Origin of the sequence: Shinella sp. (assembly GCF_052438155.1) — a bacterium.
Lineage (GTDB): Bacteria > Pseudomonadota > Alphaproteobacteria > Rhizobiales > Rhizobiaceae > Shinella.
This window is the reverse complement of sequence record NZ_JBQVPI010000022.1, coordinates 1-13,080: the sequence shown is the minus strand read 5'-3', so window position 1 is coordinate 13,080 and position 13,080 is coordinate 1. Positions and strand designations below refer to the sequence as shown.

The following is a 13,080-nucleotide window of genomic DNA, read 5'->3' as shown; positions in this document are numbered from 1 at the left end:
GGCCGCGCCTGCTGGCCAAGTTATTGGAACTCTCTCCCGATGAAAACCGAAATCAAGCTGATCGATTATCTTTCGACCCGCCGGTCGATCCCTGCCTTCCAGATGGGCGAGCCCGGCCCGTCGAAAGACGTGGTGGAGGAGATGCTGACGCTCGCCTCGCGCGTGCCGGACCATGGCAAGCTCGCCCCCTGGCGCTTCATCGTCTATCGCGGCGAGGAGCGCCGGCGCATCAGCGAGGAACTGGCGAAGATCGCCATCGGCGACAGGCCGGACCTGTCCGACGAAATGGTGAAGGTGGAGAATACGCGGTTGACCCGCGCGCCCGTCGTGGTCGCCGTTGTCAGCCGTGCCGCACCGCATTTCAAGATCCCGGAATGGGAGCAGCTGATGTCGGCCGGCGCCGTCTGCCTCAACCTCGTGATGGCCGCCAATGCGCATGGCTTTGCCTCGAACTGGCTGACGGAATGGTATGCCTTCGATCCGCGCGCCTATGCGATCCTCGGCGTGAACGAGGGCGAGAAAGTCGCCGGCTTCATCCATATCGGCACGCCGACCGTGCCGCCGACCGAACGGCCGCGGCCGGAGCTTGCCGAGATCGTCACATGGGTTGGCGATGACGCCTGACGCGCTGTTCTACGAGACCGCGCAAAACGCGCACGGCCTGAAGCACGATCCCTTCAAGGCGATCGTCGCACCACGACCGATCGGCTGGATAGGCACGAAAGCGGCGAATGGGGGGCTGAACCTGTCGCCCTATTCGTTCTTCAACGCGATCAGCGACAGGCCGAAGCTGGTGATGTTTTCCTCCAGTGGCCACAAGGACAGCGTGACGAACATCGAGGAAACCGGTGTCTTCACCTGCTCGCTGGCGAGCCGGCATCTCGCCGAACGGATGAACCTGAGTTCGGCCACCGTGCCGCGGGAGGTCGATGAATTCGACCTCTCCGGCTTGACGCCGGTGACCGGTCGCCTCGTCGATGCGCCCTATGTCGGCGAGGCCTATGCGGCACTGGAATGCCGGGCGACGCAGATCCTGCGGCCGGTCGATATCGAAGGCCGGGAAACGGACAATTGGGTGGTGTTCGGCCAGGTCGTCGGCATCCATATCAGCCCGGAAATCCTGCGCGATGGCATGATCGACATGGCTGTTGCCCGTCCGCTCGGCCGGATGGGCTATATGGACTATGCCGATGGCGGAGCGGACGTCTTTGCGATGACGCGGCCGAAGTAAGGTGAGGGAGCTCCTCCCTCGGCCTGCGGCGCAACTGCCGTTCGTCTTCAGTCTATTGTGAGAAGCAGTGCCCGGTGGTCGGAGACCTCGGGTGCCTCCACGACGGTGAATGCCGAGACCCGTATCGTGTCGTTCACCAGCATGTAATCCGCATAGCGGCCCGGCTTGGTATAGAGCGACGTTCGCGTATCCGTGAAGCCGCGCGTGGTGACGAGGTCGGTGAGGCCGAGGCGGGCCAGGGCCTGGAACGTACGGCTCTCGGGCAACACGTTGAAATCGCCGCACAGAACGAGGCCTTCGCCTTCACGATGCAATCGCCCGATGAGCGAGACGAGGGCTTCGGCTTGGGCATCGCGGTTTACGGTATCGCCCTTGCTCTCGACTTCGCGAAGGCCATGGAAGTGCACGACTGAAAGCGGGCGGTCCGCCGCATAGTCATAGAGACGGACGGCGTGGGCGTTGCGGGCGCGGGGATGGGCGCCAAAACCGTCTGGGGAAAAGGCGCCGTGCACGAAATCGAGCGCCTGGCCGATCACGGCAAGGTCGTGCCGGATGAAGGTTGCCAGGCCGAATTCCTGAAAGCAGGGACGGTCGCCGTCCAGCAGTTCACCGCGCATCGCCGGCGCGAAGAAGCCATCGTGGCCGGGCAGGGTGGTTGCGATTTCCCTGTAAAGGTTCGACCGCTGCTGGAGTTCCACTGCGCCATCGCGGTAGGTCAGCCAGTCCGACCGCGCGGCGACGGCGCGCGGCACCTCCTGCAGGCAATAGACATCGGCATCGACGGCGGCGAGATAGGCGAGGAGCGGCGTGTGCAGCATGCCGCCCCAGACGTTCAGCGACAGGATTTTCATGTGCCGCTCCTCCCGCCGATGGCTCAGCCCGCCTGCGACAGGTCGCCCATGCGGTTCCAGGCGTCGAGGCCAGCGATCTTGTAGGCTTCGGCGAGCGTCGGGTAGTTGAAGGTGTTTTCGACGAAATATTCGACGGTGCCCTTCAGGTTCAAGACGGCCTGGCCGATATGGACGAGTTCGGTGGCACCTTCGCCGACGATGTGCACGCCGAGCAGGCGGCGGGTCTTGAGCGAGAAGATCATCTTCAGCAGGCCCGAATTCAGCCCCATGATATGGCCGCGCGAGGTCTCGCGAAAACGCGCCATGCCGCATTCATAGGGAATGCCGCGCTCCTTGACCTCTTCCTCGGTGAGGCCGCAGGTCGAGATTTCCGGCACGGCGTAGATGCCGTAGGGAAAGTATTTCGGCGGCTCCTTGGCAATCGCCCCGACGGCGACGCGGGCGGCGATGCGGCCCTGTTCCATCGAGGTGGAGGCAAGGCTCGGGAAACCGACGACGTCGCCGGCAGCAAAGATGTGCGGCACTTCGGTTTGAAAAGTTTCCGGATTGACGCTGAGGCGGCCGCGCGAATCGGCGGTGAGGCCGGCAGCCGCTAGGTTCAGGCTGTCCGTCGCGCCGACGCGGCCGGCGGCATAGAGCACCATGTCGCAGGTGACGTGGCGGCCGTTGTCGAGCGTGATCTCGCACTTGCCGTTTGCCAGCTTCTCCACCTTGTCGGCCTTCTGGCCGAGGATCAGCTTCATGTTGCGGTCGCGCAGTTCGTAGATGAAGTCCTCGACGATTTCCTTGTCGATGAAATCGAGGATCGTGGGCTTCGGATCGATGACCGTCACCTGCGTGTCGAGCGCCGAGAAGATCGTGGCATATTCGATGCCGATGACGCCGGCGCCGATGACGGCCATGGAGCGCGGTAGCTCCTGGATATCGAGCAACTCGTCGCTGTCGAGAACGCTGACACCGTCGAAAGGAATGCTTTCGGGACGGTAGGGCTTCGTGCCGACGGCGAGCATGATGCTCTTGCCCTGCACATGGATGACCTCGCCGTCGTCCTTGACGATCTCCATCGTGTCGGCCGTCACGAATTTCGCCTTGCCGCGAATGTGCTGTACGCGGTTGCGCGCGAACTGATGCTCCAGCACGTCGACTTCATGGTCGAGCGTGATGAGCAGGCGGCGGCGCAGGTCGTCGGCGCTGATCTCCTGCTTCACGCGGTAGGAGCGGCCATAGAAGCCGCGTTCGCGCCAGCCGGAGAGGTTCAGTGCGGTTTCGCGCAGCGTCTTGGAGGGAATGGTGCCGGTGTGCACCGAGACGCCACCAACGCGCTTGCCCTGTTCGATGACCAGAACCTTGCGCCCGAGTTTGGCTGCCTGAATGGCGCCGCGGCGGCCTGCGGGGCCGCTGCCCACGACGACGAGATCATATTCCTGCATGTGAGATGGCCCCAGTCCTGTGCGGGAAGAATCATATTGCGTCGCAGCAATTGTCTTCGCCTTGCAAATTTCGTCAACCGTATGTGGCAGCAAAGCATTTCAATCGGATGAAAGAACGTTCATCCGATTTTGGGATGTCACATAAGTCTCAAGCCCTTGAGACTGGCATGCCCGTCCTTGCCGATGATGATATGGTCATGCACCGTGATACCAAGCGGGCGGGCGGTTTCCACGATCGTTTTCGTCATGTCGATGTCGGCCCGCGACGGGGTCGGGTCACCGGACGGGTGGTTGTGCACCACGCCAACGAGATTTCCAACCTGCTGATTTTGCAGTATTATTCTGGAAGTTTGGAGATGATGGTGCCGCGCATTGGGATCGGTTGTTCGTGCCCGACCGTGATAATCACGCCTGATCACCCGTGTGTTCGACAAGTCGTTTGGATGCACGGCACTGCACTTTATTCTTTTCGTCCCACTCATCAAGCTCGTCAACTGGATAGAGCACCGCCTTGCCAACTTTGACGAACGAAGGACCATGACGCATGGCGCGCCAATTTCGGAGGGTCCCAACGGAGATGCCACCGCGGTAGCGCTCCGCCACCTCTTCCGGAGTAAGGAATTTGCTTTCTGCCATTTCTGCCTCCGTCCGCCGCAACGACTGAGGTCGTGTCGCCGATTCTAGGTTGACGATCGCGTGTAGGCGATGAGGCCGAAGGCCGTCCCTCCGGATCACCACTTTCATCACCCAGGCCCGGGCGCTCACGCTTCTGCACCGACATCAATGCTGTGCAATTTTCTTCCGCAAAAGCGCTTTCAGGTGAGTGTCGGGAAAATGGATACAGGCGACGCCACATCGGCGGGGTTGCGCTCTCTGCCAGGTGACCGCGGCAGCGGTCAGGTGCGGCATAGGTGTCGCTACGTCGACGAATGAGGCGTTTTTCGAGGTCACTGCGGGGCGGTTGCAGGCGGGGGGGGGGAAGACGCGACTCCCTTCAAAAAGTGGTTTGTCTACCAATCCACAGAAAAACACGATGAATTGAAAACGTCGTGTTTTCAGGGGTTTGAGAAGGAAGGAAAAGTGGCTGGCGATATTCGGTTTTCGCTCTAGGTGCAGTATAGGTGCAGAGAGCGTCGGCTAGAATCGGCGGCAAATGTGCGGGTGTGGTGGAACTGGTAGACGCGCCGGATTCAAAATCCGGTTCCGAAAGGAGTGTCGGTTCGATTCCGACCACCCGCACCATTCTTAAATCAGGTCAAACTCAGCAGGCTATCGCGGCGGACCGGCGGCGGTGGGTCGTTCGCGTTCGACGGAGATGAGAGCGGCGGTGCAAAATTAGTCCACGGTAGCGGCGGGATAGTCCCGCCTCGGGCGGCGTAAAAGTCGGCCACCTATTTTCCTTCTGCGACGCATGCAGGAGGGCTGGGGATTTATACCGTGGAACTTTATCTGAGGGTTCGTCTGGCTTGTTCTGAAGGAATGAGCCGGCGTCAGGCAGCAAAGCATTTCAACATTTCGCGCGACAGTGTTTCCAAGATGCTGTCCTATTCGACGCCACCCGGCTATCAGCGGCAATCACCGATCCGGCGGCCCAAGCTGGATGCGTTTGTTTCGACGATCGATCACTGGCTTGATGAGGACGTGAAGGTGCCGCGCAAGCAGCGCCATACGGCCAAGCGGGTGTTCGACCGGCTTCGTGACGAATGCGGGTTCACCGGCGGCTATACGATCATCAAGGACTATATGCGCGAGCGGGATCAGCGTCGCCAGGAGGTGTTTGTGCCATTGGCTCATCCACCGGGCCATGGGCAGGCCGATTTCGGCGAGGCGATGGTGGTCATTGGCGGCGTGGAGCAGAAGGCTCATTTCTTCGTGCTCGACTTGCCGCATAGCGACGGCTGCTACGTGCGGGCTTATCCTGCGGCGGTGGCCGAGGCCTGGGTTGACGGCCACATCCACGCATTCGCGTTCTTCGGGGCCGTGCCGCAGTCGATCGTTTATGACAACGATCGTTGCCTTGTCGCAAAAATCCTGCCCGATGGGACACGCAAGCGGGCAACACTGTTCAGCGGCTTCCTGTCCCATTATCTGATCCGGGATCGCTACGGCCGTCCGGGAAAGGGAAATGACAAGGGAAACGTTGAGGGTCTCGTCGGTTATGCCCGGCGCAACTTCATGGTTCCGATCCCGCAGTTCGCGACATGGGAGGCGTTCAACACCTGGCTTGAAGAACAATGCCGCAAGCGCCAGCGTGACAGACTGCGGGGCGAAAGCGAGGCGATCGGCGATCGGCTGCAGCGGGATCTGGCTGCCATGCGTGCGTTGCCGGCCTCTCCATTCGATGCCTGCGATCAAGCCAGCGCCAAGGTCACGGCCCAGTCGCTGGTGCGCTACAAGACCAACGACTATTCCGTCCCGGTCGCCTATGGCCATCAGGATGTTTGGGTCAGGGGCTATGTCGATGCGGTGGTGATCGGCTGCCGCGGCGAGATCATTGCGCGTCATCCCCGAAGCTGGGAACGTGAGGACGTCGTCTTCGATCCTGTGCACTACCTGCCGCTGATCGAGCAGAAGATCAATTCGCTGGATCAGGCGGCCCCTCTCCAGGGCTGGGACCTGCCCGAAGAGTTCGCCACGCTGCGCCGTCTGATGGAGAGCCGCATGGCCAAGCATGGCCGGCGTGAGTATGTTCAGGTCCTGCGCCTGCTGGAGAGCTTTGAGCGTGCCGACCTTCACGCGGCGGTGAAGCAGGCCCTCCAACTCGGAGCCATCGGCTTCGACGCGATCAAGCATCTGATCCTGTGCCGGGTGGAACGCCGGCCGCCGCGACTGGACCTGTCCATCTATCCCTACTTGCCGAGGGCGACGGTCGAGACGACTTCGGCGAAAGCCTACATGCGCCTCCTGTCGTCGGATGCGGGAGAAGCGGCATGAGCACCGAAGCGCCGGAGATCCTTCTCGCACACTATCTCAAGACCCTGAAGCTGCCGACATTCCAGCGTGAGTATCAGAAGCTGGCCCGGCTGTGCGCCACCGAAGGCGTCGATCATGTCGGATACCTATTCCGGCTTGCCGAGCGGGAGATGATCGAACGGGATCGCCGTAAGGTCGAACGCCGCATCAAGGCGGCCAAGTTCCCGGTCGTCAAAAGCCTCGACAGTTTCGACTTCGCAGCCATCCCCAAGCTCAACAAGATGCAGGTGCTGGACCTGGCGCGTTGCGAGTGGGTCGAGCGGCGCGAGAACGTCATTGCGCTTGGCCCCAGCGGCACGGGAAAGACGCATGTCGCGCTCGGTCTCGGTCTGGCCGCATGCCAGAAGGGCCTGTCCGTTGGTTTCATCACGGCCGCCGCACTGGTCAGCGAGATGATGGAGGCCCGTGACGAGCGGCGACTGCTACGGCTCCAGAAACAGATGGCCGCCTACAAGCTGTTGATCATCGATGAGCTGGGCTTTGTGCCGCTTTCCAAAACCGGCGCAGAGTTGCTCTTCGAGTTGATCTCGCAACGCTATGAACGCGGCGCCACTCTGATCACCAGCAATCTTCCCTTTGACGAATGGACCGAGACCTTGGGGTCGGAGCGTCTCACCGGCGCTCTGCTCGACCGTATCACCCACCATGTCAGCATCCTCGAGATGAACGGCGACAGCTATCGTCTCGCCCAAAGCCGCGCCCGAAAGGCCGGCTGAGACCTCTCAAAAAATCGCCGCGCGCGCATGAGACCCCGCTCGGGCTACGCCCTCCCGCGGGTCTCATGCGCGCGCCAAGGTGGCCGACTTTTGCGCCGCCAAGTGGCCGGTTTTTACTCCGCCGTTGACAATCCGGGAATATGTCGATACGCAGGCACTGGCTCGGGCCGCGCAGGTGGACGCGTCCGGGCCGGCATAGCGCTGACCATCTGCGGCCATCGCATCGGAGCATACGGTGGATCAGCCTTGCATCGCCTCTCGCACCCCGCGCGCCCTCGTCGACTGCTCAAACGTAAAGGAGAGCCCGATGTACGACCAATCCAAGCTATCCGAATTAATCCGGTTCGCACGCGTCGATGCGGGCTGCACCGTCATCGACGTTTACCCAGGCGACGGCGACTGGACCCGCCTCTTCTCCGACGTCGTGGGACCCGAAGGACGGGTCTACAGCTTCGTGCCGGCCGAAGTCGCCCACTTCAAGAACGATCCGGTCGGCAGCATGCGGACGCTTGCGAAGGAGCCGGGCCGAGAGAACGTCGAGGCCGTCTCGGCGGACCTCGTGGCGATGCCGAAGGCCACGCAGCCCGCGGATGTCCTGTGGCTGCACCTGTTTTACCACGATCTCCACACCGCGCTGATCCAGGACAAGGGCGCGACGGCGGCCAACTTCAATCGAGCCGTCTACGAGCGGCTTAAGCCGGGTGGGTCCTACGTCATCGTCGACCACGCCGCCGCCGCTGGGTCGGGCACGAGCGACGCCCAGTCGCTGCATCGGATCGATCCCGCGTCCGTCCGCGAGGAGGTCGAGGCGGCCGGCTTCGTGCTGGACGCGGTAAGCACCATACTCGCGAACGAGGACGATCCGCACTCGATCAAGGTGTTCGATCCCTCGATCAAGGGCAAAACCGATCGCTTCGCCTATCGGTTCGTGAAGCCCTGACAGGCCCCGGCTCCGACTTCATGTCGATCTCCCCGACAGTCGGCTTCGCTTCAGGGAGCGCCAGTTCCGAAAAGTGCCGTCGGATATGATCCAGCTTGGGATCGATGTAGCGGCGGCAGAAGGGCCTGCTCGGGTCGGTTCGATAGTAGTTCTGGTAACGCTCGTCCGACGCCCTGAAACCTTTAAACGGGAGGACCAGGGTGTGCACCGGCTTGCCCGACGCGTCGGTGAAGCGGTCGATCGCCAGTTCGGCCTCCGGCCGCTGGCTCTCTTCAAAGATGTAGATCGCGCTGCGGTACTTGCTGCGAGGTGAGCGGGCCCTGGCAGCGGAATGCGTTCTGAGATGCACCTCGGACAGCGTCGCCAACGGAACAACCGATGGATCGAAGGTGACGATCACCCCTTCTGACCAGGTATCTGCCGGCGCGTCCGACTGGACAAAGCCCTGGTCGACCTGGGCGACGCCGCGCAACGCCTGGAACACTCCTTCTGTGCACCAATGGCATCCCCCTCCAAAGCCGGCCTTCGCCATCATCACCTCCCACGCCCAGACGTCATTCCTGACGTAGGTTTGCCCTGCGCAGTGCTAGCGGCTGATTTCGAAGAGGAACCACGCACGGCGCTCAGCCTCGTCCGTCCAGGCATCGATAAGGCCGGACGTCGCATTATCCTTCGCCTTGTCCGCGACGTCCTTTGCGCGGCGAAATGACTCGACCATGTGGAGATTGTCGGCGCGGAGCTCGCCCAGCATGTCCTGCGGCGTCACGAACTCAGCATCATTGTCCTTGATGGTCTGGTGGCGCGCGATATCGCCGATCGATCGAATAGTGGTGTTACCCGTCTTTCGCGCGCGCTCGGCGATCGCATCGGTGGCGGCGAGGATCTCTGCGGCCTGCTCATCAAGAAGCAGATGATAGTCCCTGAAGTAGGGTCCGGAGACGTGCCAGTGGAAATTTTTTGTCTACAGGTAGATCGCGAAGCTGTTCGCGAGAATAATCTTCAGAGCGTCGGCGACAGTCATCGCTGCGCATTCGTCAAGATCAGAAGGTGTCGGAAGGGTGGCGGAATTGTTATTCGTCATCGCTTAGACTTTCTCAATCTGGCTTACACGGGAGCCAGCACCGATTTCCCCACGGATGGCGATGCATAGAAGATGAATTCATCGCCAGACGAAGTCCAATGACCAGCGGCTATAGTTTCGATACCTTTGAGCGACCTGCGCAGTCGTAGGGAGCGGGCGTCGCACGCGGACCGGTCGGCCGGGACCGCCACCTGCCCGTCAGGGGGCCGGTCTGAAATCCAGCACGAACGCCACGACCTTTTCGGCGGACATCTCGCACGGCTTCAGCAAGGTTTTGTCTGACGTAACGCGGTAGAGGTTGAAGCTGACAATGTCGGTCCCGGCCAACTCCCTGGCGAACAGGCTGTTGCGGCGCCCATCCCCGGATCGCCGGACAGTCAGGCCGAAACGCCGGCCTTCGTAGGCGCCTTCGCTGTATCCCTCCGCAAGCTTGGCGAAAGCGGCATCGAACCCGGCATGCTCCATCTCAATCCACCCGTCTTGATCCGGCAGAGACGCAAGGATTCGACGCTGTTGGCGCCGAACGGCCCGGGGCAGTGTCCTTCAGCCGAGCCGTTTCGGGATGGGCGGAAGATTTTAGATGCCGGCGCTTGCACAGGGCCATCAGCGAAGCCGCCGCCTGACCGGTCTGCTATGCAACGTCCACGCCCTTCCAGAAAGCGACGTGATCCCGAATGCCCTCGGCTTCCGGCGTCGGATCGGGATAGGTCCAGGCCGCGTTCGCGTTGAGCGCATCGCCCACACGAACATGGAAGTAGCGCGCGGTGCCCTTGATCGGACAGACGGACGTGTGCGGGCTCATCTCAAGCAGGCCAAAATCGACCGCCGACGGTGGGAAGTAGTGGTTTCCCTCGACGACGACCGTCTCGTTGCTTGTGGCGATGGTGGCGTCATTCCAGATAGCTGAGACCAACGGACTCTCCTTTCCCGTTCAAAAACCGGCGCGGGGTCATGGGGTGTCTGCCCGGGCCGCGCCCCCTCAGTTGGCGCGCGGCGTGCGCCCGAGGAGTTTGTCGAGTTCGCCTCTGACATCGAGCTCGAAAAGCTCGTCGGAGCCACCGACATGCGTGCCGTTGATGAAGATCTGCGGCACGGTGTTTCGACCCGACGCTTCCGTCATGGCCTGCCGGTGAACCGGATCCGCCTCGATATCGAGTTCCTTCCATTGCACGCCCTTCTCCTTGAGGAGCGTCTTCGCCCGGCGGCAGAACGGGCACCAATTCGTGCTGTACAGCAGCACATCAGTTGTCATATCGCGTCTCCGACAGTTGGAAGCGGATCGCTGTCATGGCGTTGATCTACCGTCAGCCGCGTTCGAGGAGGGCGACTGTGCCTTGACCGCCGTCGGCGCAGATGCTTGTCCGTCGTCAGAACATTCGGCGCAGATCGCGGCGTAGATTAGCGGAGTGCGGGCCTCGTCTGGGGGTTGATGTTAAGCGGCGAGCTTGCGGTGCTGCAAGCGCCGATATTCGATGGTCTGTTGCTTGATCCTTTCGCGCTGTTTGATGATGGCCGGAGCCCTGCCGAAGTAGGCGTCGGCGGGCGTCACGTTGGCCAGGCTCTCGTGGTAACGCTGGTGATTGTAGTGCTCGACGAAGGCGGCGATCTGGGCCTCGAGGTCGCCGGGCAGGAAGTAGTTTTCCAGCAGGATGCGGTTTTTCAGGGTCTGGTGCCAGCGCTCGATCTTGCCTTGGGTCTGGGGATGACACGGGGCGCCGCGCACATGGCTCATCTTCTGGGCTTCGATGTATGCGGCCAGATCGTCGGCGATGTAGCTCGGGCCGTTGTCTGACAGCAGTCGGGGCTTGTGCAGCACCGTGGCGCTGTCGCAGCCCGATGCCTTGAGGGCGAGGTCCAGCGTGTCGGTGACGTCCTCGGCGCGCATGTTGGTGCACAGCTTCCAGGCGATGATGTAGCGCGAGAAGTCGTCGAGCACGGTCGACAGATACATCCAGCCCCACCCGATGATTTTGAAGTAGGTGAAGTCGGTCTGCCACATCTCGTTCGGTCGCGTGGTCTTGGTGTGGAACGCATCGGCCGCCTTGATCACCACGTATGCCGGGCTGGTGATCAGATCATGGGCCTTCAACAGGCGATAAACCGTGGCTTCCGACACAAAGTAGCGCTTCTCGTCGGTGAACCGCACAGCCAGCTCCCGGGGCGATAGCTCGGTTGTTTCCAGCGCCATCTCGACGATCTGGTCCCGGATGTCGTCACCGATGCGGTTCCACACACGGCTCGGCGCCGATGGCCGATCCTCCAGCGCTTCTGGCCCGCCTTCAACGTAGCGATCATACCAGCGGTAGAACGTCCGGCGGGCGATGCCGAGCTGGTCCAGCGTGCGCTTGGCAGGCAGGTGCGACTGCTCGACGATCCGGATGATCTCGAGCTTTTCGGATGCGGGATACCTCATTCTTCGTCGCCCCCATCCGCGATCATGCTTTTTTTCAGCAAGCGGTTTTCGAGCGTCAGGTCGGCCACGCATTCCTTCAGGGCACGGGCTTCGCGGCGCAGATCCTGCACCTCGCCGGTTGTCGCGGCACGGGCGGTGTCGCCTGCCAGGCGCCGCTTGCCCGCTTCCATGAACTCCTTCGACCAGGTGTAGTATAGGCTCTGGGCGATGCCCTCCTTGCGGCACAGCTCGGCGATGCTGTCATCGCCGCGCAGACCTTCCAGCACGATGCGGATCTTGTCCTCCGCCGAGAAATGCCGCCGGGTCTGCCGCCGGATGTCCTTCACCACCTGCTCCGCAGGGGCCTTCGACGGCGATTTTGAATAGGAGGATTTGGGCTTCATCTTCGTTCCTTCGTCACTACGACGAAGCCCAAATCCTCCTTAAATCACAACCTCAAATCTGTGCCATGGGCGCTGACGGCGGACAGGCTTTATTCCACGTCTTCTACGGTGAGGTCCCGGCCGTTGAACTGCACGGTCTCCCCGGCTCGGGCACCCTCGATCGCTTCGAAGATCGGCGCCATCGTGGAAATGCCCATGAGCTCACGCCCCTGACAGGTAAACTTGCTCGTTGACACCGCGATCACAAAGTGGCGGCCGGACAGCTTGACGACAGCGCCTTCGCCGACGGCCAACTTGGGGCCGAAATCGATCGTCCTGAGCTTTTCGAGTTTATCCGCATAGTCATGGAGCGTGTCATCGAGCGCTTCAGCGAAGTCGCTCGCGACCTCGGCCTGAGCTAGTTCGTCGTTTTCGATCGGTTCGCTCCGGTCGAGCCGAGCGGTAGAGACATAGTCCAGGTAGTTCTCACGAGCACTGTGCAAGGCTGCGGTCTCCAGCGAGAGTGTTGAGTTGCACTGAGAAGTGACCCGGGATTTTCATTGAGAAGTGACCCGGGTGGGCGTGGTTGATGTGCTGCCTGCGACGAGCAGGGTCAAGCGGGTGATTTGTCCTTTCTGGATTTTGGGGCGGCGGAACTGGCTCTGAAGCGGAAGCTGTCATTGCCGGTTTCAAGGATATGGCAATGATGCGTGAGGCGATCCAGCAGGGCGGTGGTCATTTTGGCATCGCCAAAGATACTGGACCACTCGCTGAAGCTCAGGTTGGTGGTGATAACAACGCTGGTCCGCTCATAGAGTTTGCTGAGCAGATGGAACAGCATGGCCCCGCCTGAAGGGCTGAAGGGTAGATATCCCAGCTCATCAAGGATGACGAGGTCGAGGCGCAACAGACGCTCGGCCAACTGGCCCGCCCTGTTTGCGGCCTTTTCCTGCTCCAACGCATTGACCAGATCGACAGTAGAGAAGAAGCGGATCTTTTTGCGGTGATGCTCAACCGCCTGGATGCCCAAAGCCGTCGCGATGTGGCTTTTGCCGGTGCCTGGTCCGCCGATCAGTACGACGT

At 61.6% G+C, this 13,080-nt stretch carries 14 protein-coding genes, 1 tRNA gene and 3 pseudogenes; 6 read left to right on the top strand and 12 right to left on the bottom strand.

The annotated features are described in order from the left end of the window. The first annotated feature begins 39 nt into the window (after positions 1-39). Complete coding sequence (locus ACT6VE_RS26780) at positions 40-624, top strand: nitroreductase family protein (RefSeq protein ID WP_444801355.1); 585 nt, start codon at positions 40-42, stop codon at positions 622-624. A 4-nt stretch (positions 625-628) separates the two neighbouring features. Beyond that, positions 629-1,231, top strand: a complete 603-nt coding sequence (locus ACT6VE_RS26775; RefSeq protein WP_444801445.1) for a flavin reductase family protein — start codon at positions 629-631, stop codon at positions 1,229-1,231. Positions 1,232-1,278: 47 nt separating this feature from the next. Here ACT6VE_RS26775 and ACT6VE_RS26770 read toward each other — a convergent pair whose 3' ends face one another. From ACT6VE_RS26770 to ACT6VE_RS26755, 4 genes and pseudogenes are all read right to left on the bottom strand, one after another. After that, positions 1,279-2,082, bottom strand: coding sequence for an endonuclease/exonuclease/phosphatase family protein (locus ACT6VE_RS26770; RefSeq protein WP_444801354.1), 804 nt, complete (start codon positions 2,080-2,082; stop codon positions 1,279-1,281). A 23-nt stretch (positions 2,083-2,105) separates the two neighbouring features. Beyond that, positions 2,106-3,512, bottom strand: coding sequence for a Si-specific NAD(P)(+) transhydrogenase (gene sthA, locus ACT6VE_RS26765; RefSeq protein ID WP_444801353.1), 1,407 nt, complete (start codon positions 3,510-3,512; stop codon positions 2,106-2,108). Between the two features lie 137 nt (positions 3,513-3,649). Next, positions 3,650-3,814 (bottom strand): annotated as a pseudogene (locus ACT6VE_RS26760) (JAB domain-containing protein); the annotation flags it as partial. A 103-nt stretch (positions 3,815-3,917) separates the two neighbouring features. Further along, on the bottom strand, positions 3,918-4,148 hold the full coding sequence (locus ACT6VE_RS26755) for a helix-turn-helix transcriptional regulator (protein ID WP_092161062.1): 231 nt from the start codon (positions 4,146-4,148) through the stop codon (positions 3,918-3,920). Between the two features lie 521 nt (positions 4,149-4,669). Between ACT6VE_RS26755 and ACT6VE_RS26750 the strand changes: the two genes are divergently transcribed. The 4 genes from ACT6VE_RS26750 to ACT6VE_RS26735 all read left to right on the top strand — a co-directional run bounded on the left by ACT6VE_RS26750 (position 4,670) and on the right by ACT6VE_RS26735 (position 8,141). Further along, a tRNA-Leu gene (locus tag ACT6VE_RS26750) sits at positions 4,670-4,754 on the top strand. A 195-nt stretch (positions 4,755-4,949) separates the two neighbouring features. Further along, positions 4,950-6,446, top strand: coding sequence for an IS21 family transposase (gene istA / locus ACT6VE_RS26745; RefSeq protein WP_183368613.1), 1,497 nt, complete (start codon positions 4,950-4,952; stop codon positions 6,444-6,446). Further along, positions 6,443-7,201, top strand: coding sequence for an IS21-like element helper ATPase IstB (istB, locus tag ACT6VE_RS26740; RefSeq protein ID WP_444801352.1), 759 nt, complete (start codon positions 6,443-6,445; stop codon positions 7,199-7,201). The genes istA and istB (ACT6VE_RS26740) overlap by 4 nt, the downstream gene beginning before the upstream one ends. Positions 7,202-7,508: 307 nt before the next feature. Further along, positions 7,509-8,141 carry a class I SAM-dependent methyltransferase gene (locus ACT6VE_RS26735; protein ID WP_052818857.1) on the top strand — a complete coding sequence of 211 codons (633 nt, stop codon included), beginning with the start codon at positions 7,509-7,511 and terminating at the stop codon, positions 8,139-8,141. On the opposite strand, the gene ACT6VE_RS26730 is transcribed toward ACT6VE_RS26735, so the two are convergent. From ACT6VE_RS26730 to istB (ACT6VE_RS26695), 8 genes and pseudogenes are all read right to left on the bottom strand, one after another. Further along, positions 8,095-8,673, bottom strand: coding sequence for a peptide-methionine (S)-S-oxide reductase (locus ACT6VE_RS26730; protein ID WP_218142126.1), 579 nt, complete (start codon positions 8,671-8,673; stop codon positions 8,095-8,097). The two genes, ACT6VE_RS26735 and ACT6VE_RS26730, sit on opposite strands and share 47 nt — an antisense overlap. 54 nt (positions 8,674-8,727) lie before the next feature. Further along, positions 8,728-9,222: pseudogene (locus tag ACT6VE_RS26725) on the bottom strand (Dps family protein). Between the two features lie 198 nt (positions 9,223-9,420). After that, positions 9,421-9,687, bottom strand: a complete 267-nt coding sequence (locus tag ACT6VE_RS26720) for a hypothetical protein (RefSeq protein WP_052818855.1) — start codon at positions 9,685-9,687, stop codon at positions 9,421-9,423. Between the two features lie 166 nt (positions 9,688-9,853). Beyond that, entirely contained in the window at positions 9,854-10,135 is a 282-nt protein-coding gene (locus ACT6VE_RS26715; protein WP_052818854.1) for a DUF427 domain-containing protein, read from the bottom strand. 66 nt (positions 10,136-10,201) lie between these two features. Next, positions 10,202-10,474 (bottom strand): glutaredoxin 3, encoded by a 273-nt coding sequence (grxC, locus tag ACT6VE_RS26710; RefSeq protein WP_052818853.1) that lies wholly within the window; start codon positions 10,472-10,474, stop codon positions 10,202-10,204. Between the two features lie 180 nt (positions 10,475-10,654). Beyond that, positions 10,655-12,018 (bottom strand): IS3 family transposase gene (locus ACT6VE_RS26705; protein ID WP_444801351.1). Its coding sequence is split into 2 segments (ribosomal slippage): positions 10,655-11,668 and positions 11,671-12,018, totalling 1,362 coding nucleotides; the frame shifts between segments, so codons are not numbered across the junction. A gap of 89 nt (positions 12,019-12,107) precedes the next feature. Beyond that, entirely contained in the window at positions 12,108-12,500 is a 393-nt protein-coding gene (locus tag ACT6VE_RS26700; RefSeq protein WP_444801350.1) for a hypothetical protein, read from the bottom strand. Positions 12,501-12,610: 110 nt separating this feature from the next. Then, a pseudogene (istB, locus tag ACT6VE_RS26695) lies at positions 12,611-13,080 on the bottom strand (IS21-like element ISRsp3 family helper ATPase IstB); the annotation flags it as partial.